Annotated in this window: 14 protein-coding genes; all 14 read left to right on the forward strand. The window is 69.3% G+C overall.

Translation table 11 applies throughout. From position 1 onward, the window contains the following. Nucleotides 1-9 precede the first annotated feature (9 nt). Nucleotides 10-402, forward strand: a complete 393-nt coding sequence (rplL, locus tag AGRA3207_RS24355) for a 50S ribosomal protein L7/L12 (protein ID WP_231329344.1) — start codon at nt 10-12, stop codon at nt 400-402. A gap of 494 nt (nt 403-896) precedes the next feature. Further along, nucleotides 897-1,949, forward strand: coding sequence for an ABC transporter ATP-binding protein (locus AGRA3207_RS24360; protein ID WP_231329345.1), 1,053 nt, complete (start codon nt 897-899; stop codon nt 1,947-1,949). Next, nucleotides 1,949-2,794, forward strand: a complete 846-nt coding sequence (locus AGRA3207_RS24365) for an MlaE family ABC transporter permease (protein WP_273699892.1) — start codon at nt 1,949-1,951, stop codon at nt 2,792-2,794. Before AGRA3207_RS24360 ends, AGRA3207_RS24365 begins: the two co-directional genes overlap by 1 nt. Further along, entirely contained in the window at nt 2,794-3,618 is an 825-nt protein-coding gene (locus AGRA3207_RS24370; protein ID WP_231329346.1) for an MlaE family ABC transporter permease, read from the forward strand. The genes AGRA3207_RS24365 and AGRA3207_RS24370 overlap by 1 nt, the downstream gene beginning before the upstream one ends. 7 nt (nt 3,619-3,625) lie before the next feature. Continuing rightward, a complete protein-coding gene (locus AGRA3207_RS24375) occupies nt 3,626-4,930 on the forward strand; it encodes an MCE family protein (RefSeq protein ID WP_231329347.1) in 1,305 nt (434 codons plus the stop codon). After that, nucleotides 4,927-5,958, forward strand: coding sequence for an MCE family protein (locus AGRA3207_RS24380; RefSeq protein ID WP_231329348.1), 1,032 nt, complete (start codon nt 4,927-4,929; stop codon nt 5,956-5,958). Before AGRA3207_RS24375 ends, AGRA3207_RS24380 begins: the two co-directional genes overlap by 4 nt. Continuing rightward, entirely contained in the window at nt 5,959-7,008 is a 1,050-nt protein-coding gene (locus AGRA3207_RS24385; protein ID WP_231329349.1) for an MCE family protein, read from the forward strand. Continuing rightward, nucleotides 7,005-8,306: an MCE family protein gene (locus AGRA3207_RS24390; protein ID WP_231329350.1), complete on the forward strand. Its 1,302-nt coding sequence runs from the start codon at nt 7,005-7,007 to the stop codon at nt 8,304-8,306. The genes AGRA3207_RS24385 and AGRA3207_RS24390 overlap by 4 nt, the downstream gene beginning before the upstream one ends. Continuing rightward, nucleotides 8,303-9,628 carry an MCE family protein gene (locus AGRA3207_RS24395; protein ID WP_231329351.1) on the forward strand — a complete coding sequence of 442 codons (1,326 nt, stop codon included), beginning with the start codon at nt 8,303-8,305 and terminating at the stop codon, nt 9,626-9,628. The genes AGRA3207_RS24390 and AGRA3207_RS24395 overlap by 4 nt, the downstream gene beginning before the upstream one ends. Continuing rightward, complete coding sequence (locus AGRA3207_RS24400) at nt 9,625-11,121, forward strand: MCE family protein (protein WP_231329352.1); 1,497 nt, start codon at nt 9,625-9,627, stop codon at nt 11,119-11,121. Before AGRA3207_RS24395 ends, AGRA3207_RS24400 begins: the two co-directional genes overlap by 4 nt. 10 nt (nt 11,122-11,131) lie before the next feature. After that, on the forward strand, nt 11,132-11,623 hold the full coding sequence (locus AGRA3207_RS24405; RefSeq protein WP_231329353.1) for a hypothetical protein: 492 nt from the start codon (nt 11,132-11,134) through the stop codon (nt 11,621-11,623). After that, nucleotides 11,620-12,498, forward strand: coding sequence for a hypothetical protein (locus AGRA3207_RS24410; RefSeq protein WP_231329354.1), 879 nt, complete (start codon nt 11,620-11,622; stop codon nt 12,496-12,498). The genes AGRA3207_RS24405 and AGRA3207_RS24410 overlap by 4 nt, the downstream gene beginning before the upstream one ends. 423 nt (nt 12,499-12,921) lie before the next feature. Beyond that, entirely contained in the window at nt 12,922-16,389 is a 3,468-nt protein-coding gene (rpoB, locus tag AGRA3207_RS24415; RefSeq protein WP_231329355.1) for a DNA-directed RNA polymerase subunit beta, read from the forward strand. Between the two features lie 20 nt (nt 16,390-16,409). Then, entirely contained in the window at nt 16,410-20,282 is a 3,873-nt protein-coding gene (locus AGRA3207_RS24420; RefSeq protein WP_231329356.1) for a DNA-directed RNA polymerase subunit beta', read from the forward strand. Nucleotides 20,283-20,290: the final 8 nt, after the last annotated feature.

The raw sequence follows: 20,290 nt of genomic DNA on the forward strand, positions 1-20,290 counted from the left end.
GGAAAGATCATGGCGAAGCTCAGCACCGAAGAGCTGCTCGACGCGTTCAAGGAGATGACCCTTCTCGAACTGTCCGGGTTCGTGAAGGAGTTCGAGGAGGTCTTCGACGTCAAGGCCGCCGCCCCGGTCGCGGCCGTGGCCGCCGCCCCCGCGGCGGGCGGCGCCGGCGGTGGCGAGGAGGCCGCCGTCCAGGACGAGTTCGACGTCATCCTCGAGGGCGCCGGCGACAAGAAGATCCAGGTCATCAAGGAGGTTCGCGCGCTGACGAGCCTCGGCCTCAAGGAGGCCAAGGACCTGGTGGACGGCGCGCCGAAGCCGCTGCTGGAGAAGGTCAACAAGGAGACGGCCGACAAGGCCAAGGAGGCCCTGGAGAAGGCCGGCGCGTCGGTCACCGTCAAGTAGGACGGCTCCGGAGCGCCCGCGTCCACGCGGACTCCATCGCTCTTCGGAGAGGCGGCCGCCCCCATCGGGGGGTGGCCGCCTCTTCGCCTTCCCGGAGCTGTGCCGGTCTCTGTGGGGGGACGACCCCCCACGTCCCCCGGAACTGCCCGTCCTCCTGTGCCGGAGTGACAAAGTGCGGCGGAAAAGCGTGCCCCGGAACGGGTTGTGCGGATCTCGACGCGCGGCGTAGCGTCCCCTGGTGGCGCTGTGACCACACCCGGACGTGCAGTCCCGTAAGTAACGATTGTCTTACAACGTCGGCTTTCGTCGTTGATCTGGGGGCGAACCTCTTCCATTCGGGCGAAGGGCCGCTACGGTAGTGGAACCCGTCACAGCTACCCGGCGGTAGCAAGTGGGCGGACACGTGGTGTGACGACGCGTGCGGCGACGGCACAGAGCCTGGGCTACTCGCCCATCGGTTCGGGAGTCCCCCCGGCCTGGACGAAAGGTGACGAGTGGGCGTCGAGATCAGGGTCGAGGGCCTGACGAAGTCCTTCGGACGCCAGACCATCTGGCAGGACGTGTCGCTGACCGTGCCCGCGGGAGAGATCTCCGTCCTTCTCGGCCCCTCCGGCACCGGCAAGTCGGTGTTCCTGAAGTCCCTGGTCGGACTGCTCAGGCCGGACCGCGGTCACATCTGGATCGGCGACCGCGACCTGCCGAACCTGCCGGAGTCCAAGCTCTACGAGACCCGCAAGCTGTTCGGCGTGCTGTTCCAGGACGGCGCCCTGTTCGGCTCGATGAACCTGTTCGACAACGTCGCGTTCCCGCTGCGCGAGCACACCCGCAAGTCCGAGTCCGAGGTCAAGCGGATCGTCATGGAGAAGCTCGAACTCGTCGGGCTCGTGGGCGCGGAGAAGAAGCTGCCCGGTGAGATCTCCGGTGGGATGAAGAAGCGCGCGGGACTGGCCCGCGCCCTCGTCCTGGACCCCGAGATCCTGCTGGTGGACGAGCCGGACTCCGGCCTGGACCCCGTCCGCACGGCCCTGCTGAACCAGACGATGGTCGATCTCAACGCGGAGATCGGCGCGACGTTCCTGATCGTCACCCACGACATCAACACCGCCCGGACCGTTCCGGACAACATCGGCCTGCTGTTCCTGCGCGAGCTGGTGATGTTCGGGCCGCGCGAGATGCTGCTGTCCAGCGAGGAGCCGGTCGTCCGGCAGTTCCTCAACGCCCGCACGGTCGGCCCGATCGGCATGTCGGAGGAGAAGGACCTCTCGGAGCTGGAGGCCGAGGCCAAGCTGGGCCACGACCCCGGCAGGCTCCCCCCGATCCCACCGCAGCTCATGACCAGCGACGGAAGGGTCCGCGCGGGGCAGCACGCCCCCGGCGCCTGGTGCGCGGCGCACGGCGTCACCCCGCCGCCCGGCTCGTTCATCGACGACCTGGGCCGCGACTGGGTGCAGGAGTGGCCGCGGTACGTGGCGTCCATGGCGCCCGTCGGCGGTACCGTCCCGCGGGGCCCCGGCGCGCCGCCGCCCGGGGCGGGTGCAGGGCGCTGATGTCCACTCCGGGTGCCGGTGCGGACGGGCGAGGCGGCGGGACGGGCCCCTCCGGCGCGCTCCGCAGGATCGGGGACGGCGCGGTGAACGTCGCGATCAAGGAGCCGGGCCGGTTCTTCGCGCTGTGCCTGGACACGTTCCGCGCGATGTTCCGGTGGCCGTTCCAGTGGCGCGAGTTCATCGAGCAGGCGTGGTTCATCGTCGGCGTGACCGTCGTCCCGACGATGCTGGTCGCGATCCCGTTCGGCGGCGTGCTGTCGTTGCAGGTCGGCGGGCTGATCCGGCAGCTCGGCGCGCAGTCCTACACCGGCGCGACCGCGGTGGTGGCGATCGTCCGCGAGGCGAGCCCGCTGGTCACCTCGCTGCTGGTCGCCGGGGCCGCGGGCTCGGCCATGTGCGCCGACATCGGCTCGCGGAAGATCCGCGAGGAGATCGACGCCATGGAGGTCCTCGGCATCAACCCGCTGCACCGCCTGGTGGTGCCGCGGATGCTGGCGTGCGCGTTCGTCGCGGTCTTCCTCAACGGGCTGGTGTCGGTCGTCGGCCTGATGGGCGGCTACTTCTTCAACGTGATGCTCCAGGACGGGACGCCCGGCGCCTACCTCGCCTCGTTCAACGCCATCGCGCAGCTGCCCGACCTGCTCCAGGCCGAGTTCAAGGCGTTCGTGTTCGGCATCACCGCCGGCCTCGTCGCGGCCTACAAGGGCCTGAACGCCAAGGGCGGCCCCAAGGGCGTGGGCGACGCGGTGAACCAGACCGTCGTCATCACCTTCATGCTGCTCTTCCTGGAGAACTTCCTGATCTCCACGCTGTACTTCCAGTTCGTCCCGTCGAAGGGCATGTGATGGGGGGCAGGCGCGTCTTCACCGCCCCCCTCCAGCGGCTGGACGACTTCGGGCACCAGCTGTCGTTCTACCTGCGCGCGTTCGCGTGGGTGTTCCGGGTGCTGCGCCGCTACCGGACCGAGGTGCTGCGGCTGCTCGCCGAGGTCAGCCTCGGCACCGGCGGGCTCGCGGTGATCGGCGGCTCGGTGGTGATCGTCGGGTTCATGACGTTCTTCACCGGCAGCCAGGTCGGCCTCCAGGGGTATGAGTCCCTGAACCAGATCGGCACGGCCGCGTTCACGGGGTTCGTCGCGTCCTACTTCAACACGCGCGAGATCGCGCCGCTGGTGTCGGCGCTGGCGCTGTCGGCGACGGTCGGCTGCGGGTTCACCGCGCAGCTCGGCGCGATGCGGATCTCCGACGAGATCGACGCGCTGGAGGTCATGGCGGTCCCCTCGATGCCGTTCCTCGTCACCACCCGCATGATCGCCGGGATGATCGCGGTCGTGCCGCTCTACATCGTGGGCCTGCTCGCCTCCTACGGCGCGACCCGGCTGATCGTGACGGTGTTCTACGGGCAGTCCACCGGCACCTACGACCACTACTTCCATCTGTTCCTGCCGCCGGACGACATCCTCTGGTCGTTCGGCAAGGTGATCGTCTTCTCGGTGCTGGTGATGCTGATCCACTGCTACTACGGCTACCACGCGAGCGGCGGCCCGGCGGGTGTCGGCGTCGCGGTCGGCCGCGCCGTCCGCACCAGCATCGTCGTGATCAACGTGGCGGACCTGCTGCTCGGCATGGCGATCTGGGGAGCCACGACGTCCGTCCGGATCGCGGGGTGAGCGCGCGGTGAGGGAGCACATCCGGTACCGGCTGCTCGGGCTGTCGATGCTCGTGGTGATCGCGCTGCTGCTGGCGCTCACGGCCGCCCTGTTCAACAAGGCGTTCACGCCGGTCGTCAGGGTGGACGTCGCGGCGGAGCGGGCCGGGCTCCAGCTGCTGCCGCGCTCGGACGTGAAGGTCCGCGGCCTGATCGTCGGGGAGGTGCGCGGCACGAAGGCGACCGCGGACGGGGCGACGCTGCACCTGGCGCTCGACCCGGACAAGGCCAAGCTGATCCCGAACAACGTGCAGGCCAGGCTGCTGCCGAAGACGCTGTTCGGTGAGAAGTACGTCGATCTGGAGATCCCGGAGCGGCCGGGCCCGGCGGGCCTGCGCAAGGGCCAGGTGATCCAGCAGGACCGCTCGCAGGCCGCCGTCGAGATCGGCAAGGTGCTGGACGACCTGCTGCCGCTGCTCCAGGCGGTGAAGCCGGCGCAGCTGAACACGACGCTGAACGCCCTGGCCACCGCGTTGCAGGGCCGGGGCGACCAGCTCGGGCGGAACCTGGAGCAGGCCGACGCCCTGCTCAGGAAGATCAACCCCGAGCTCGGCACGCTGGTGCACGACCTGCACGCGCTGTCGGACGTGTCGGACATCTACGCCGCGGCGGCGCCGGACCTGCTCCAGACGCTGCGCAACCTCAACGTGACCAGTACGACGATCACCGACAGGCGGGCGACGATCGAGCGGCTGATCCCCGCGGTGACCGGGCTGGCGGTCGACGGGACCACGTTCATGCGCCAGAACGGCCCGAAGATCATCGGCTTCAACATCGCGAACCGGGACGGGCTGGCGCTGATCGCCCGCTACTCGCCGTCCCTGCCGTGCGTGTTCGCGGGGATGACGAAGCTGACGCCCGAGGCGGAGCGGGTGGCCGGCGGGAACGGGTCCAAGACGTTCAACCTGACGATCGAGATCGTCAAGCCGCGTCCGGCGTACAAGTACCCGCTGGACCTCCCGGAGGCCAAGGACCATCGCAATCCCCGTTGCTACGGCCTGCCGAATCCGAAGGTGCCCTTCCCCGACTACCTGGCGCTCGACGGCACCCAGGACGACCTGTGGTGGAAGAACCCCGACGACCCCAACGGCGGGAGCGGTGACCGAGGGCGCGCCTTGTCGAACGTGTTCGTCGACCCGGGCTCGATGAGCGAGAACGAGCGGATCAAGAGCGTCGTGGGCCCGATGACGCGGACCCCCGCGGACGAGGTCTCCGACGTGGCGCAGCTGATGTTCGCGCCCGTCATGCGGGGATCGGTGGTGACGGTCCGATGAGGACGACGAGCGCGGCGATCAAGCTGGGGATCTTCGTGGTCCTGACGTCCCTGGTCACCGGCGTGCTGGCGATGACGATCTCGAACGTGCACTTCGGGGCGACGCGCAGCTACAAGGCGATCTTCACCGACGTGGCCGGGCTGCTGGACAAGGACGACGTGCGGGTCGCGGGCGTCCGCGTCGGGCAGGTCGAGAAGATCCGGCTGTACCACGGGACCCAGGCGGAGGTGACGTTCAGCGTCCGGAAGGGCGGGGTCTTCCAGGCCGGGCTCCCCGCGTCCACGCAGGTGCAGATCCGGTACCGCAACCTCATGGGGCAGCGGTACCTCGCGCTGACCGACGGGCCGGGCGGCGCCAACGACTACCTGCGGCCGGGCGGCACCATCCCGGTCGGCCAGACCAGGCCCGCGCTGGACCTGACCGTCCTGTTCAACGGGTTCCGGCCGCTGTTCCGGGCGCTGGAGCCCGACGACGTGAACAAGCTGGCGTTCCAGATCGTCCAGACCCTCCAGGGCGAGGGCGGGACGGTCAACAGCCTCCTCGCGCACGTGGCGTCCCTCACCAGCACCCTCGCCGACCGCGACAAGGTCATCGGACGGGTGATCGACAACCTGAACGCCGTCCTCGGCACGATCGACGAGCGGCACGACGAGGTGAACCGGCTGATCACCGACCTGCGCGGGTTCGTCGGCGGGGTCTCCCGGGACCGGCAGGCGATCTTCGACTCGGTCGCGGCGATCAACGACCTGACCGGCACCACGCAGGGCCTGCTCAAGGACGTCCGGCCCGGCCTCAAGGACGACATCGCCGGGCTCCGGCGGCTCACCGGGACGCTGGACGCCAACAGCGGGATCCTCGACTCGGGGCTGAAGCGGACCCCGGACAGGCTTCAGAAGCTCGTCGGCATCTCCTCCTACGGCTCCTGGTTCAACATGTACATCTGCGGCCTCGACGCGAAGGTGCGGCTGCCGGGCGGACCGGTCTACCAGACCCCGGCGATCGTGAACGAGAACGCGAGGTGCAAGTAGATGAGGGTCCCCTTCCGGGAGCGCAACCCGGTCCCCATCGGCCTCGGCGGCTTCGCGGTCATCATCGTGGCGCTGGTGGTGGCGCTGAACCTCGACAGCATCCCGTTCGTGTCCGGCGGCAGGACGCACACCGCCTCGTTCAAGGAGGCGGCCGGGCTCAAGGCCGGCGAGGAGGTCCGCGTCGCGGGCGTCAAGGTCGGCAAGGTCACCGGCCTCGACCTGGACGGCGACCACGTCAAAGTCACGTTCCGGGTGGACGACGGGGTGCGGCTCGGCGACCGCACCGAGGCCGACATCAAGATCAAGACGGTGCTCGGCGCGCACTACCTGGCGCTCACCCCGCGCGGGACGGGGCGGCTCGGCCGCACGATCCCGATCGAGCGTACGCACACGCCGTTCGAGGTCGTCCCGGCGATCAGCGAGCTGAGCCGGCGGGTCAGCAAGATCGACTACAAGCAGCTCGCGACGTCCTTCGACGTGCTGTCACGGACCTTCGAGAACTCGCCGGACGAGATCCGGGCGTCGCTCCAGGGACTGCGCCGGCTGTCGGACACCGTCGCCTCCCGCGACGACCAGCTGCACGAGCTGGCGGGCAAGGCCAAGGACGTCTCGCAGCTGCTCGCCTCCCGCAACCAGGACTTCGCCAGGCTCATCGCCGACGGCGACAAGGTGCTCCAGGCCGTCCAGGCCCGGCGCGCCGTCATCCACCAGCTCCTGATCAACACGGTGACGCTCTCCCAGCAGGTGAACGCCCTGATCAAGGAGAACGAGGGGCAGCTGCGGCCCATGCTGGACAACCTCCAGAAGGTCAACGGGGTGCTGCTGAGGAACCAGGGCAACCTCGACCGGATCCTCCGGCTGTTCGCGCCGTTCGCCCGCCAGTTCGCCGACGTCACCGGCACGGGACGCTGGTTCGACTCCTACATCCAGAACCTCCTCCCGATCCCCGCGTCCATCCAGAACCCGCCCCGGGGCGGCGGCCAGAAGAACGGCCAGAACGACGGCCGGACCGGCGACCAGAGCGGCAACCCGTTGCCGTTCCTCCCGTGAGCAGCAGGCAGGTCACCGTGCGCAACCCCGCAACCATCCTCCGCCTCGCCGTCGCGGTGCTGGCCGTCGCGGTGCTGGCCGCCGCGCTCATGCTGGTGTTCCAGAAACCCGAGCGGCGGCACATGACGGCGTACTTCACCCGGGCCGTCGGCCTGTACAAGGGCGCCGACGTACGCATCCTCGGCATCCCGGTCGGAACCGTCACGAAGGTGACCCCCGTCGGCGACGCGGTCAAGGTCGAGCTGGAGTACGAAGCCACGTACAAGGTCCCCGCCGGCGCGCAGGCTGTGATCGTCAACCAGACGCTCGTCGCCGACCGCTACGTCCAGCTCACCCCCGTCTACAAGGGCGGGCCGGTGCTGGCCGACGGCGCGACGCTGACCGTCGGCCGCACCGCGGTCCCGGTCGAGGTGGACGAGGTCGGCGGCAGCTTGAACGACCTCACCAAGGCACTCGGGCCGCAGGGCGCCAACGCCCCCGGGACCGACGGCACGGGCTCGCTGTCGCGGCTGCTCAAGGTCGGCGCCGACAACCTGGAGGGCCAGGGCGAGAGCATCCGGCAGACGATCGGCGACACGTCCAGGATGCTCGGCACGCTCAGCACCGACCGCGAGGACGTCGCCGGCACGATCCGGAACCTGCGGATCATCACCGACGCGATGAAGGCCAGTGACCGGCAGATCGCGTCGTTCACCGGGCACCTGAACGGCGTGTCGGGGCAGCTCGCGGGGGAGAAGGAGGAGCTGAGCGCGGCGCTGAACACGCTGGCTCCGACGCTGCGGAACGTGCAGCGGTTCATCAAGGACAACCGCGGTGGGCTGTCGGCGTCCGTCCGGCAGCTCGCGCAGATCACCGGTGTGCTCGTCAAGGAGAAGGACGCCCTCGCCGAGCTGCTCACCGTCGGGCCGCTCGCCATCAACAACCTGGCGCGCGCCTACGACCCGATCAGCGGGACCATCCACAACCGCGCCGACCTGCGCCAGTTCCACGACCTCGCCGACTGGATCTGCTCGCTGGCCTACTCGGTGGGCACGCCCGCGAAGCAGTGCCTCGACTTCGTCCGCCCCTACAACGGGATCGGCAAGGCGCTCACCGGCTTCAGCCTGGACCTGTCCTGGATCACGGCGCTGACCACGCATTACGACCCGGTGCCGATCCCGCCGGACGCCTACGGGCCCGGCGGCCGGGGCGGGTCGTCCACGACGGCCGCCCCGCGCGGCGGCGCCGGATCGCGCCAGACCCCGAACCAGCACAAACCCCAAGACATCACCTCGCTGCTCCCCGGAGGCGGCCGATGACGAGGACACCGGCGACGAGCCGGACGCGGCGCGGCACCGGGCGCCGGGCGCGGCTGCTCGGCGCCGCGGCGGCCGCGGTGGCGGCGGCGCTGTCGGGTTGCTCGTTCGGCGGCGTGGACACCCTCCCGCTGCCCGGCGGCCCCGACCTCGGCTCCGACCCCCGCACCGTCCGGATCGAGTTCGCGAACGTGCTGGACCTCGTCCCGCAGTCGGTCGTCAAGGTCAACGACGTCTCCGTCGGCAAGGTCGAGAAGATCGACCTCGCGGGCGGGACGGGCGGCTGGCACGCCGTCGTCACCGTCAAGCTGCGCCGCGACGTCAGGCTCCCCGACAACGCCACCGCGACGATCGGCCAGACCAGCCTCCTCGGCGAGAAGTACGTGGCGCTGGCGCCGCCCGCGAACCGGCCCGCCACCGGCGAGCTCGGCTCGGGCGACCTCATCCCGCTCGCGCGCACCACCCGCACCACCGAGATCGAGGAGGTGCTGTCGGCGATGTCGCTGCTGCTCAACGGCGGCGGCATCGAGCAGGTCGCCACGATCAGCCACGAACTCCAGGCCGCGATGGGCGGACGGGAGGCCACGATCAGGTCGGTCCTGCACCGGCTCGACACCTTCACCGGCACCCTCGACCGCAACCGCGCCGCGATCACCCGCGCGCTCGACGGCATCGACCGGCTGACCGGCAAGCTCGCCGCGGAACGCAAGACGATCACCGACACGATCGACAGGACGGGACCGGCGATCACCGTCCTCGACCGCAACCGCGCCGACCTCACCAGGATGCTCGTGGCTCTGGACAGGCTCAGCCGCACCACCACCGGCGTCATCGACCGCTCGCACGCCGACATGGTGGCGAACCTGCGCGACCTCGACACGATCCTGCGCAACCTCAACAAGGCGGGCTCGGACCTGCCGAAGTCGCTGGAGACACTGATCACCTTCCCGTTCCCCGCGACGTTCGGGAACGTCATCGCCGGCGACTACGGCAACGTCCGGCTCACCCTCGACCTGGACTTCGAGTCCATCGCCCGGAACCTGCTCGGCGGGACCGACCTGGAGGGCCTGCTCGGCAGCGGCCGGCAGATGCGCGACATGCTCCAGGTCCCGAACGTGACGCTGCCGCAGCCGCCGCTCGGGGTGCTGCCGCAGTCGCCGGGCGGCTCGTCCGGCACCGGAACGCCCGGCGCGGGCCCGGGCGGCGGCCTGCCCGGGCTCCCCGAGATCCCCGCCCTGCCCGGAGGCGGCGCCACGCAGGGCCGTCCCGGGGCGATGGCACCGGGCGGCGGTCTCCAGACCCTGATGACGGGGGGCCTCTCGTGATCCTCAAGCGCGGCGTGAAGCTGCAGCTCATCGCCTTCGCGCTCATCACCGTCATCGGCGTGACGATCGTGTCGGTGAACTACATCGGGATCGGGCGCGGGGTCCTCGGCAAGGAGTACACCGCCTACGTCGACCTCACCGACTCCGGCGGCGTGTTCACCAACGCCGAGGTCACCTACCGCGGCGTGCCCGTCGGACGGGTCGGCCCCATCGAGCTGACCAAGGACGGCATCCGCGTCAAGCTGCTGCTGGAGCGCGGGAGGCGGATCCCGCGCGAGGGCACGTCCGCCATCGTGGCCAACCGGTCCGCGGTCGGCGAGCAGTACATCGACCTCCAGCCCACCAAGGGCAGCGGCCCCTACATGGACCAGGGCCCCGCCTACACGATCCCGAGGCGGCTCACCAGGCTGCCGGTGTCCACCGCCGAGCTGCTGCGCAACGTCGACGCGCTCGTCGGGTCGGTGGACACCCGGGACCTCGGCACGATCGTGGACGAGCTGGACAAGGCGTTCTCCGGCTCGTCCTCGGACCTGCAATCCATCCTCGACGACACCGACCGGCTGCTGAAGACCGCCGACCGGGCCTACCCGGACACCAAGGGGCTGCTCGACAACAGCGTGACCGTCCTCGGCACGCAGCGCTCGCTGGGCGCGGACATCCGGGGCTTCGCCCGCAACCTCAACGAGCTGACCACCTCGATCCGCAAGGACGACCCGGCGCTGCGCCAGACCCTCACCAACGCCCCCGGGGCCGTGGACGAGACCCACAGGGCCATCGACCAGCTCTCGCCGACCCTGCCCGTCCTGCTGGCGAACCTCACCACGACCGGCCAGATCATCTCGTCCCGCCAGGCCGGGCTGCGCTCGTTGTTCATCCTGTACCCGGTGACGGTCGCGGGGGCGTTCACCGTCACACCCGGGGACGGCACCCAGCACCTGGGTCTCGCGCTGAACATCGACTCGCCGCCCCCCTGCACGAAGGGCTATGAGAAGACCAAGCCCCGCTGGCCCCAGGACACCCGCGAACGGAACCCGGCGTTGAATGTCGGCTGCAAGGACGCCCACAACTCGCCCAGCGCGGTACGCGGCGCCCGCAACTTCCCGCGTGACGCCATCTCGCCCTACCCGCAGGTCCCCCCGGGCGCCACCAGCGGCGCCGGTTTCCCACGAGGCGGCGCCTACGGGACGAAGGGCAAGGGCGGCGCCGAGGCCGCGGGCGGCTCCGGCGGCACGAAGCGGCAGAACCCGGACCAGCAGAACCCAGGCCAGCAGGACCCGGAGCAGGCCGCCGCGCCGACCGGGCAGCTCGCGGACGGCCGGCTCTACCTCTCCTACCCGGCCGATTCGGTGGAATTCGCTGGATACGATCCATCGACGGGCGCCGTCTACGGCCCCGACGGCAAGCGATACGTCATGCCCCGCAGTGCCGGGACGCGCCAGCTGGGAGAGGAAGCGTCGTGGAAGTGGCTCCTGCTCGGACCGTTGAGCCAGTGAGGCCGGGCCTATGAGACGCCTCCCCTGGACCCCGGTCGCCACGGTCGTGCTGAGCGTCCTCGTGGTCGGGCTCATCGTCGCCTCCTCCTGGCTCGGCTTCGTCACCCTGCACAAGAAGGACGACGCCGACCAGAGGGCGAAGGCCCTCCAGTCGGCGCGGCAGATGGGCGTGAACCTGCTGACCCTCGACAACAAGACCGCGCAGCACGACATCGACCGGATCGTCGCGGGCACCACCGGCGACCTGAAGAACACCCTGGGCTCCCAGACCAAGTCGCTGCTGGACCAGCTCGCCAAGACCGGCGCCAAGTCCACCGTCAGCGAGGTGGACGCCGCGGTGGTGTCCATCGACGGCGACTCCGCCGAGGTGATGGTCTCCCTGAACGGCACCGTCACCAACGCCAAGGTGAAGGAAGGCGCCCCGCGCGCGTACAGATACCTGATGGACCTGACCCGGGTCGGCGACCGGTGGCTGGTGTCCAACCTGGAGGTGGTCCCGTGACGGCGCGCAAGACCGCCAAGCAGCCGTCGAAGGCCGAGGAGGCCGCCCGGCTCGCCGAGGAGGCCGCCGAGCGTGCCCGGGAGGCCGCCCGGCTGGCCGAGATCGCCGCCGCCGAAGCAGCCGCCGAGGCCGCCGCGGAAGCCGACACGGACCCCGAGCCCGACGCCGAGATCGACCCTGAGCCCGACGCCGAGATCGACTCCTCTTCGGATCCCGGGATCAAGCCGGAAGCCGAGGCCGTCACATCCACGGAGAAGCGCGAACGCGACTCGGACGTTCCCGAAACCGCCTCTGAGGGCGAAGAGGGCGCAGAGGGCGGCTCAGACGCTTCGGAGGCCGCCTCCGCTCCTGCGGAGGACGACGAACGGGAGCGGCGGACGTGGCCCGGCGCGCTGCGGAGTGGGACGCTGATCGCCGTTCTGGTCGTGCTCGTCCTGGCGCTCGGGGGCGCGACGACGGCACTGGCGATGAAGATGCGCGACCAGAAGGCGACCGAGGCGGCGTCCAGGGAGGGCGTGTTCGCGGCGTCGCGTGCCGCGCAGGCGCTGTCGTCCTACGACTACCGGAGCCTCGACGGCGATCTGAAGGCCGCCTCGGCGATGACCACGGGCAAGCTGCGCGAGCAGTTCGACAAGCTCGCCGAGACCCTCAAGACCCTCGCGCCGCGCCAGCAGGCCGTCTCCACCACGACCGTGATGAAGGCGGGGGCCGTGAGCGCCTCCCCGGACCGGGTCGTGGCCCTGGTGTACGCCAACCGGTCGGCGGCCACGAACACCGACAAGCAACAGCGGCTGCCCGAGCCGCTGCGGATCAAGATGACCATGATCAAGGTGGACGGGACGTGGCTCGCCTCCGAGCTCACGGTGATCTCCTAGGGCCCGCGTCGGCCCCGGGCATCCGCCCGGGGACCTGCCCGGACACTCCCGCCCAGAGTGGGACGATCACCCCTCTGGAGTGGGCGTTCTGCCCGTTTCCAGGGCATACCAACGGGTAGGCGACGGGATCCTAAACTATGGCGTTCCTCACTGCAGGTCAGAGCCCGAAAAGTCCAAGTCCGCTCTTGACTAGAAGGCCCTGAGGGGCGATGCTCCAAGGCAACTGTGATGCATACTGCGGCGCTAGAGTTGCGAGCGGTGTGGTGGTCGGCTACACTGCCCCTTTGCGCTGCCCTCTGACTATCCACGTGTGAGAGCTCCCCCGCGAGGGGTCTGTTCTGGACCCTGAAGTGCGGGTCTTGGGCGTGGATCGTCTGGCGTGCGTGTCGTCAGTTACGCCGCGAGCCCTCGGAAGGACCACTCTTGGCAGCCTCGCGCAACGCCTCGAATACCGCAACCGGTCCGAACCGCGTCTCCTTCGCGCGCATCAAGGAGCCGCTCGAAGTCCCGGACCTCCTTGCGCTGCAGACCAACTCCTTTGACTGGCTGCTGGGCAACGAGAGGTGGAAGGCCCGGGTCGAGGCGGCCCAGAAGGCCGGAAGTAAGAGCGTCCCGACGCAGTCGGGGCTGGAGGAGATCTTCGAAGAGATCAGCCCGATCGAGGACTTCTCCGGGACCATGTCCCTGTCGTTCCGCGACCACCGGTTCGAGCCGCCCAAGTACTCCGTGGAGGAGTGCAAGGACAAGGACATGACCTACTCCGCCCCGATGTTCGTCACGGCGGAGTTCATCAACAACACCACCGGTGAGATCAAGAGCCAGACGGTCTTCATGGGCGACTTCCCGCTCATGACCCCCAAGGGCACCTTCATCATCAACGGCACCGAACGCGTGGTCGTCTCGCAGCTGGTCCGCTCGCCCGGCGTGTACTTCGACCGTGCGCTCGACAAGGCGTCCGACAAGGACATCTACGGGTGCCGGGTCATCCCCTCGCGGGGGGCGTGGCTGGAGTTCGAGATCGACAAGCGCGACAACGTGGGCGTGCGGATCGACCGCAAGCGCAAGCAGCCGGTGACGGTGCTGCTGAAGGCGCTGGGGTGGGACGAGGCGCGCATCCGCGAGCGGTTCGGGTCGTATGAGTCGATCAATGTCACGCTGGAGAAGGACCACACCTCCGGCCAGGACGACGCGCTGCTGGACATCTACCGCAAGCTGCGCCCCGGTGAGCCGCCGACGCGGGAGTCGGCGCAGACGCTGCTGGAGAACCTGTACTTCAACCCCAAGCGGTACGACGTCGCCAAGGTCGGCCGCTACAAGATCAACAAGAAGCTCGGCCTGGACCTGGACATGAACCAGGGCACCCTGACCGAGGACGACATCGTCTCCACCATCGAGTACCTCGTGCGGCTGCACGCCGGCGAGGAGGAGGCGACGCTGGGCGCGGTGGCGGTGCCGATCGAGGTCGATGACATCGACCACTTCGGCAACCGGCGGCTGCGGACGGTCGGGGAGCTGATCCAGAACCAGGTCCGGCTGGGCCTGGCGCGGATGGAGCGGGTGGTCCGGGAGCGGATGACCACCCAGGACGTCGAGGCGATCACGCCGCAGACCCTGATCAACATCCGGCCGGTCGTCGCCTCCATCAAGGAGTTCTTCGGCACCAGCCAGCTGTCGCAGTTCATGGACCAGACCAACCCGCTGGCCGGGCTGACCCACAAGCGCCGGCTGTCGGCGCTGGGGCCGGGCGGCCTGTCGCGTGAGCGGGCGGGCATGGAGGTCCGTGACGTCCACCCCTCGCACTACGGCCGGATGTGCCCGATCGAGACGCCGGAAGGCCCCAACATCGGGCTGATCGGCTCGCTGGCGGCCTTCGGGCGCGTCAACCCGTTCGGGTTCGTCGAGACGCCGTACCGCAAGGTCACCGACGGTGTCGTGACCGACCAGATCGACTACCTCACCGCCGACGAGGAGGACCGTTACGTCATCGCGCAGGCCAACTCCCTGCTCAACGACGACGGCACCTTCGTCGAGGACAAGGTCCTCATCCGCAAGAAGGGCGGTGAGGTCGAGCTGATCGCGCCGCGGGACGTGCAGTACATGGACGTCTCGGCGCGGCAGATGACCTCGGTCGCGACCGCGATGATCCCGTTCCTGGAGCACGATGACGCCAACCGGGCGCTGATGGGCTCGAACATGCAGCGGCAGTCGGTGCCGCTGCTGCGCAGCGAGGCGCCGCTGGTGGGCACCGGGATGGAGTACCGGGCGGCCACCGATGCCGGTGACGTCATCACCGCCGAGAAGGCCGGGGTGGTGGAGGAGGTCTCGGCCGACTACGTCACGGTGATGAACGACGATGGGACCCGCACCACCTACCGGGTGGCCAAGTTCAAGCGGTCCAACCAGGGCACCTGCTTCAACCAGAAGCCGATCGTGGACGAGGGCCGGCGGGTGGAGGCCGGGCAGGTCATCGCCGATGGGCCGTGCACCGATGACGGTGAGATGGCGCTGGGCAAGAACCTGCTGGTGGCGTTCATGCCGTGGGAGGGCCACAACTACGAGGACGCCATCATCCTGTCGCAGCGGCTGGTGCAAGACGATGTGCTGTCCTCGATCCACATCGAGGAGCACGAGGTCGATGCCCGCGACACCAAGCTGGGGCCCGAGGAGATCACCCGGGACATCCCCAATGTCTCCGAGGAGGTGCTGGCCGATCTGGACGAGCGCGGGATCATCCGGATCGGCGCCGATGTGGTGCCCGGGGACATCCTGGTGGGCAAGGTCACGCCCAAGGGCGAGACCGAGCTGACGCCCGAGGAGCGGCTGCTGCGGGCGATCTTCGGTGAGAAGGCGCGGGAGGTGCGCGACACCTCGCTGAAGGTGCCCCACGGTGAGCAGGGCAAGGTCATCGGGGTGCGGGTGTTCTCCCGGGACGAGGGTGATGAGCTGCCGCCGGGGGTCAACGAGCTGGTCCGGGTGTACGTGGCGCAAAAGCGCAAGATCACCGATGGGGACAAGCTCGCGGGCCGGCACGGCAACAAGGGCGTCATCTCCAAGGTCCTGCCGGTGGAGGACATGCCGTTCCTGGAGGACGGCACCCCGGTCGACATCGTGCTCAACCCGCTGGGCGTGCCCGGCCGCATGAACGTCGGCCAGGTCCTGGAGACCCACCTCGGATGGGTCGCCTCCCGCGGCTGGAAGGTCGAGGGCGACGACGCCGACTGGAAGAAGGCCCTCAAGGCCATCGGCGCCGATGAGGCCCCGGCCTGGACGAACACCGCGACGCCGGTGTTCGACGGTGCCCGCGAGGACGACGTCACCGGCCTGATCGAGAGCACGCTGCCGAACCGCGACGGCAACCGCATGGTCGGCCCCGGGGGCAAGGCCAAGCTGTTCGACGGCCGCACCGGCGAGCCGTACAAGGACCCGATCTCGGTCGGCTACATCTACATCCTCAAGCTGCTCCACCTGGTCGACGACAAGATCCACGCCCGCTCGACCGGCCCGTACTCCATGATCACCCAGCAGCCGCTCGGCGGTAAGGCCCAGTTCGGCGGCCAGCGCTTCGGTGAGATGGAGGTCTGGGCGCTGGAGGCCTACGGCGCCGCCTACGCCCTGCAGGAGCTGCTGACCATCAAGTCCGACGACGTCCTTGGCCGCGTGAAGGTCTACGAGGCCATCGTCAAGGGCGAGAACATCCCCGAGCCCGGCATTCCCGAGTCCTTCAAGGTGCTCATCAAGGAGATGCAGTCGCTGTGCCTCAACGTCGAGGTCCTCTCCAGCGACGGCATGTCCATCGAGATGCGCGACACCGACGAGGACGTCTTCCGCGCCGCGGAGGAGCTCGGCATCGACCTGTCCCGGCGTGAGCCGAGCAGTGTCGAAGAGGTCTGATCAACTCAAGGGGAAAACAGTTGCTTGACGTCAACTTCTTCGACGAGCTACGCATCGGCCTGGCGACCGCTGACGACATCCGCCAGTGGTCCCACGGCGAGGTCAAGAAGCCGGAGACGATCAACTACCGCACCCTCAAGCCGGAGAAGGACGGGCTCTTCTGCGAGAAGATCTTCGGTCCGACCCGCGACTGGGAGTGCTACTGCGGGAAGTACAAGCGCGTCCGGTTCAAGGGCATCATCTGTGAGCGCTGCGGCGTCGAGGTGACCCGTGCCAAGGTGCGCCGTGAGCGGATGGGCCACATCGAGCTGGCCGCGCCCGTCACGCACATCTGGTACTTCAAGGGCGTCCCGTCCCGCCTCGGCTACCTGCTGGACCTGGCCCCGAAGGATCTCGAAAAGATCATCTACTTCGCGGCCTACATGATCACCAGCGTGGACGCCGAGCGCCGCGACCGCGACCTGCCGACGCTGGAGGCCCACATCTCCGTGGAGCGCCAGCAGATCGAGCAGGCCCGCGACGCGCAGGTCGAGGCCCGCCAGCAGAAGCTGGAGGGCGACCTGGCGGAGCTGGAGGAGGCCGGCGCGAAGGCCGACCAGAAGCGCAAGGTGCGCGACGGCGCCGAGCGGGAGATGAAGCAGCTGCGCGACCGCGCGCAGCGCGAGATCGACCGCCTCGACGAGGTCTGGAGCCGCTTCAAGAACCTCAAGGTCCAGGACCTGGAGGGCGACGAGCTGCTCTACCGCGAGATGCGCGACCGGTTCGGCAAGTACTTCGAGGGCGGCATGGGCGCCGCGGCCATCCAGGCCCGGCTCCAGAACTTCGACCTCGACGCCGAGGCCGAGAAGCTGCGCGACATCATCCGCACCGGCAAGGGCCAGAAGAAGGCCCGCGCCCTCAAGCGGCTGAAGGTCGTCTCGGCGTTCCTCAACACCCGCAACAGCCCGCTCGGCATGGTGCTGGACTGCATCCCGGTGATCCCGCCGGACCTGCGCCCGATGGTGCAGCTGGACGGCGGGCGGTTCGCCACGTCCGACCTGAACGACCTGTACCGCCGCGTCATCAACCGCAACAACCGGCTCAAGCGCCTGCTCGACCTGGGCGCCCCCGAGATCATCGTCAACAACGAGAAGCGGATGCTGCAGGAGGCCGTCGACGCGCTGTTCGACAACGGCCGCCGCGGCCGCCCGGTCACCGGGCCGGGCAACCGCCCGCTGAAGTCGCTCTCGGACATGCTCAAGGGCAAGCAGGGCCGGTTCCGGCAGAACCTGCTGGGCAAGCGCGTCGACTACTCCGGCCGTTCGGTCATCGTCGTCGGCCCGCAGCTGAAGCTGCACCAGTGCGGCCTGCCCAAGCAGATGGCGCTGGAGCTGTTCAAGCCGTTCGTCATGAAGCGGCTGGTCGACCTCAACCACGCGCAGAACATCAAGTCCGCCAAGCGGATGGTGGAGCGCGCCCGTCCGGTCGTGTGGGACGTGCTGGAAGAGGTCATCACCGAGCACCCGGTGCTGCTCAACCGCGCGCCGACCCTGCACCGTCTCGGCATCCAGGCGTTCGAGCCGCAGCTGGTCGAGGGCAAGGCCATCCAGATCCACCCGCTCGTCTGCACCGCGTTCAACGCGGACTTCGACGGCGACCAGATGGCGGTGCACCTGCCGCTGTCCGCCGAGGCGCAGGCCGAGGCGCGGATCCTGATGCTGTCGACCAACAACATCCTGAAGCCGTCGGACGGCAAGCCCGTCACCATGCCCACCCAGGACATGGTGATCGGCCTGTACTGGCTGACCACGCAGAAGGACGGCGCCGAGGGCGAGGGCCGGGCGTTCGGCGGCATCGCCGAGGCGATCATGGCCTACGACCGGGGCGAGCTGGACCTCCAGGCGAAGATCCACATTCGGCTGAAGGACGTCCCGCCGCCGCGCGGCTGGATGGCGCCCGAGGGCTACGAGCCCGGCCAGCCGTACCGGCTGGAGACGACGCTCGGCCGCGCGATGTTCAACGAGACGCTGCCGGACGACTTCCCGTTCGTCGACGACGAGATCGGCAAGAAGCAGCTCTCGGCGATCGTCAACGAGCTGGCGGAGACCTACCCGAAGGTGGCCGTCGCCAACGCGCTGGACGCGCTGAAGAGCACCGGGTTCCACTGGGCGACCCGGTCCGGCGTGACCATCGCGATCGACGACGTCATCACCCCGCCCAACAAGCAGGACATCCTGGGCGGGTACGAGCAGCGCGCCGACAAGGTCCAGCGCGAGTTCAACCGCGGTCTGATCACCGATGACGAGCGCAAGCAGGAGCTCATCGAGATCTGGAACCACGCGACCGCGGACGTCGCCAAGGACATGGAGCAGGCGTTCCCGAAGGCCAACCCGATCTGGATGATGATCCAGTCGGGCGCCCGCGGCAACCCGCTCCAGCTGCGGCAGATCGCCGGGATGCGCGGCCTGGTCTCCAACCCCAAGGGCGAGACCATCCCGCGTCCGATCAAGTCGTCGTTCCGCGAGGGGCTGTCGGTCGTCGAGTACTTCATCTCGACGCACGGCGCCCGCAAGGGCCTCGCCGACACCGCGCTGCGCACCGCCGACTCGGGCTACCTGACCCGGCGCCTGGTGGACGTCGCGCAGGACGTCATCGTCCGCGAGGAGGACTGCGGCACCGACCGCACGATCCCCTTCGAGGTCGCCGAGCGCGCCGCCGACGGGTCGCTGGTCAAGCTGGCCACCACGGAGACCAGCCTGGTCGGCCGGACCATCGCCGAGGACGTCGAGGTCGACGGGACGATCATCTTCCCGGCCGACACCGACCTGTCCGACGCGGTCGTGACGCGCCTGGTCGAGGCCGGTGTGGACCGTGTCCGCACCCGCAGCGCCCTGGTCTGCGAGGCCAAGATCGGCGTCTGCGCCGCCTGCTACGGCCGTTCCCTGGCCACCGGCAAGCGGGTGGACGTCGGCGAGGCCGTCGGCATCATCGCCGCGCAGTCCATCGGCGAGCCCGGCACGCAGCTGACCATGCGCACCTTCCACACCGGCGGTGTCGCCGGCGGTGACATCACGCACGGCCTGCCGCGCGTCCAGGAGCTGTTCGAGGCCCGCATCCCCAAGGGTGTGGCCCCGATCAGCGAGGTCGCCGGACGCGTCAAGATCGACGAGACGGAGAAGGCGCGCAAGGTCGTCGTCGTCCCCGACGACGGCTCCGACGAGATCGCCTACCCGGTGCCGATGCGCTCCCGCCTCCTGGTCAAGGAGGGCGAGCACGTCGACGTGGGCCAGCAGCTCATCGCGGGTGCCATCAACCCGCACGAGGTGCTGCGCATCCTCGGCCCCCGCGCCGTGCAGCTCCACCTGGTCCACGAGGTCCAGGAGGTCTACCGGTCGCAGGGCGTGTCGATCCACGACAAGCACATCGAGATCATCGTCCGCCAGATGCTGAAGCGGGTGAACATCCTGGAGTCGGGCGACACCGACCTGCTCCCGGGTGACCTCGTCGAGCGTCCGATCTTCGAGGAGACGAACCGGAACGTCGTGGCCGAGGGCGGGGTCCCCGCCGCCGGCCGCCCCGTCCTGATGGGCATCACCAAGGCCTCGCTCGCGACCGAGTCGTGGCTGTCGGCGGCGTCCTTCCAGGAGACGACCCGGGTCCTCACCGAGGCCGCGATGCACGCCAAGAGCGACCCGCTGCTCGGCCTCAAGGAGAACGTCATCATCGGCAAGCTCATCCCGGCCGGTACCGGCATGCCGCAGTACCGCAACGTCCGGGTGGAGCCCACCGAGGAGGCGAAGGCGGCGGTGTACTCCGTCGGCTCCTACGACGACGGCGCCGAGTACGCGTTCGGCCAGGGTTCCGGCGAAGCCGTCCCCCTGGAGGAGTACGACTTCGGCCAGTACAACCGGTAGTCACCAGG

Origin of the sequence: Actinomadura graeca, from assembly GCF_019175365.1 — a bacterium.
GTDB lineage: Bacteria > Actinomycetota > Actinomycetes > Streptosporangiales > Streptosporangiaceae > Spirillospora > Spirillospora graeca.

What these genes read in the sequence shown, in the direction of transcription:
- rplL (WP_231329344.1), top strand. Translation starts at nt 10, where the DNA reads ATGGCGAAGCTCAGCACCGAAGAGCTGCTCGACGCGTTCAAGGAGATG.
- AGRA3207_RS24365 (WP_273699892.1), top strand. Translation starts at nt 1,949, where the DNA reads ATGTCCACTCCGGGTGCCGGTGCGGACGGGCGAGGCGGCGGGACGGGC.
- AGRA3207_RS24370 (WP_231329346.1), top strand. Translation starts at nt 2,794, where the DNA reads ATGGGGGGCAGGCGCGTCTTCACCGCCCCCCTCCAGCGGCTGGACGAC.
- AGRA3207_RS24380 (WP_231329348.1), top strand. Translation starts at nt 4,927, where the DNA reads ATGAGGACGACGAGCGCGGCGATCAAGCTGGGGATCTTCGTGGTCCTG.
- AGRA3207_RS24385 (WP_231329349.1), top strand. Translation starts at nt 5,959, where the DNA reads ATGAGGGTCCCCTTCCGGGAGCGCAACCCGGTCCCCATCGGCCTCGGC.
- AGRA3207_RS24395 (WP_231329351.1), top strand. Translation starts at nt 8,303, where the DNA reads ATGACGAGGACACCGGCGACGAGCCGGACGCGGCGCGGCACCGGGCGC.
- AGRA3207_RS24405 (WP_231329353.1), top strand. Translation starts at nt 11,132, where the DNA reads ATGAGACGCCTCCCCTGGACCCCGGTCGCCACGGTCGTGCTGAGCGTC.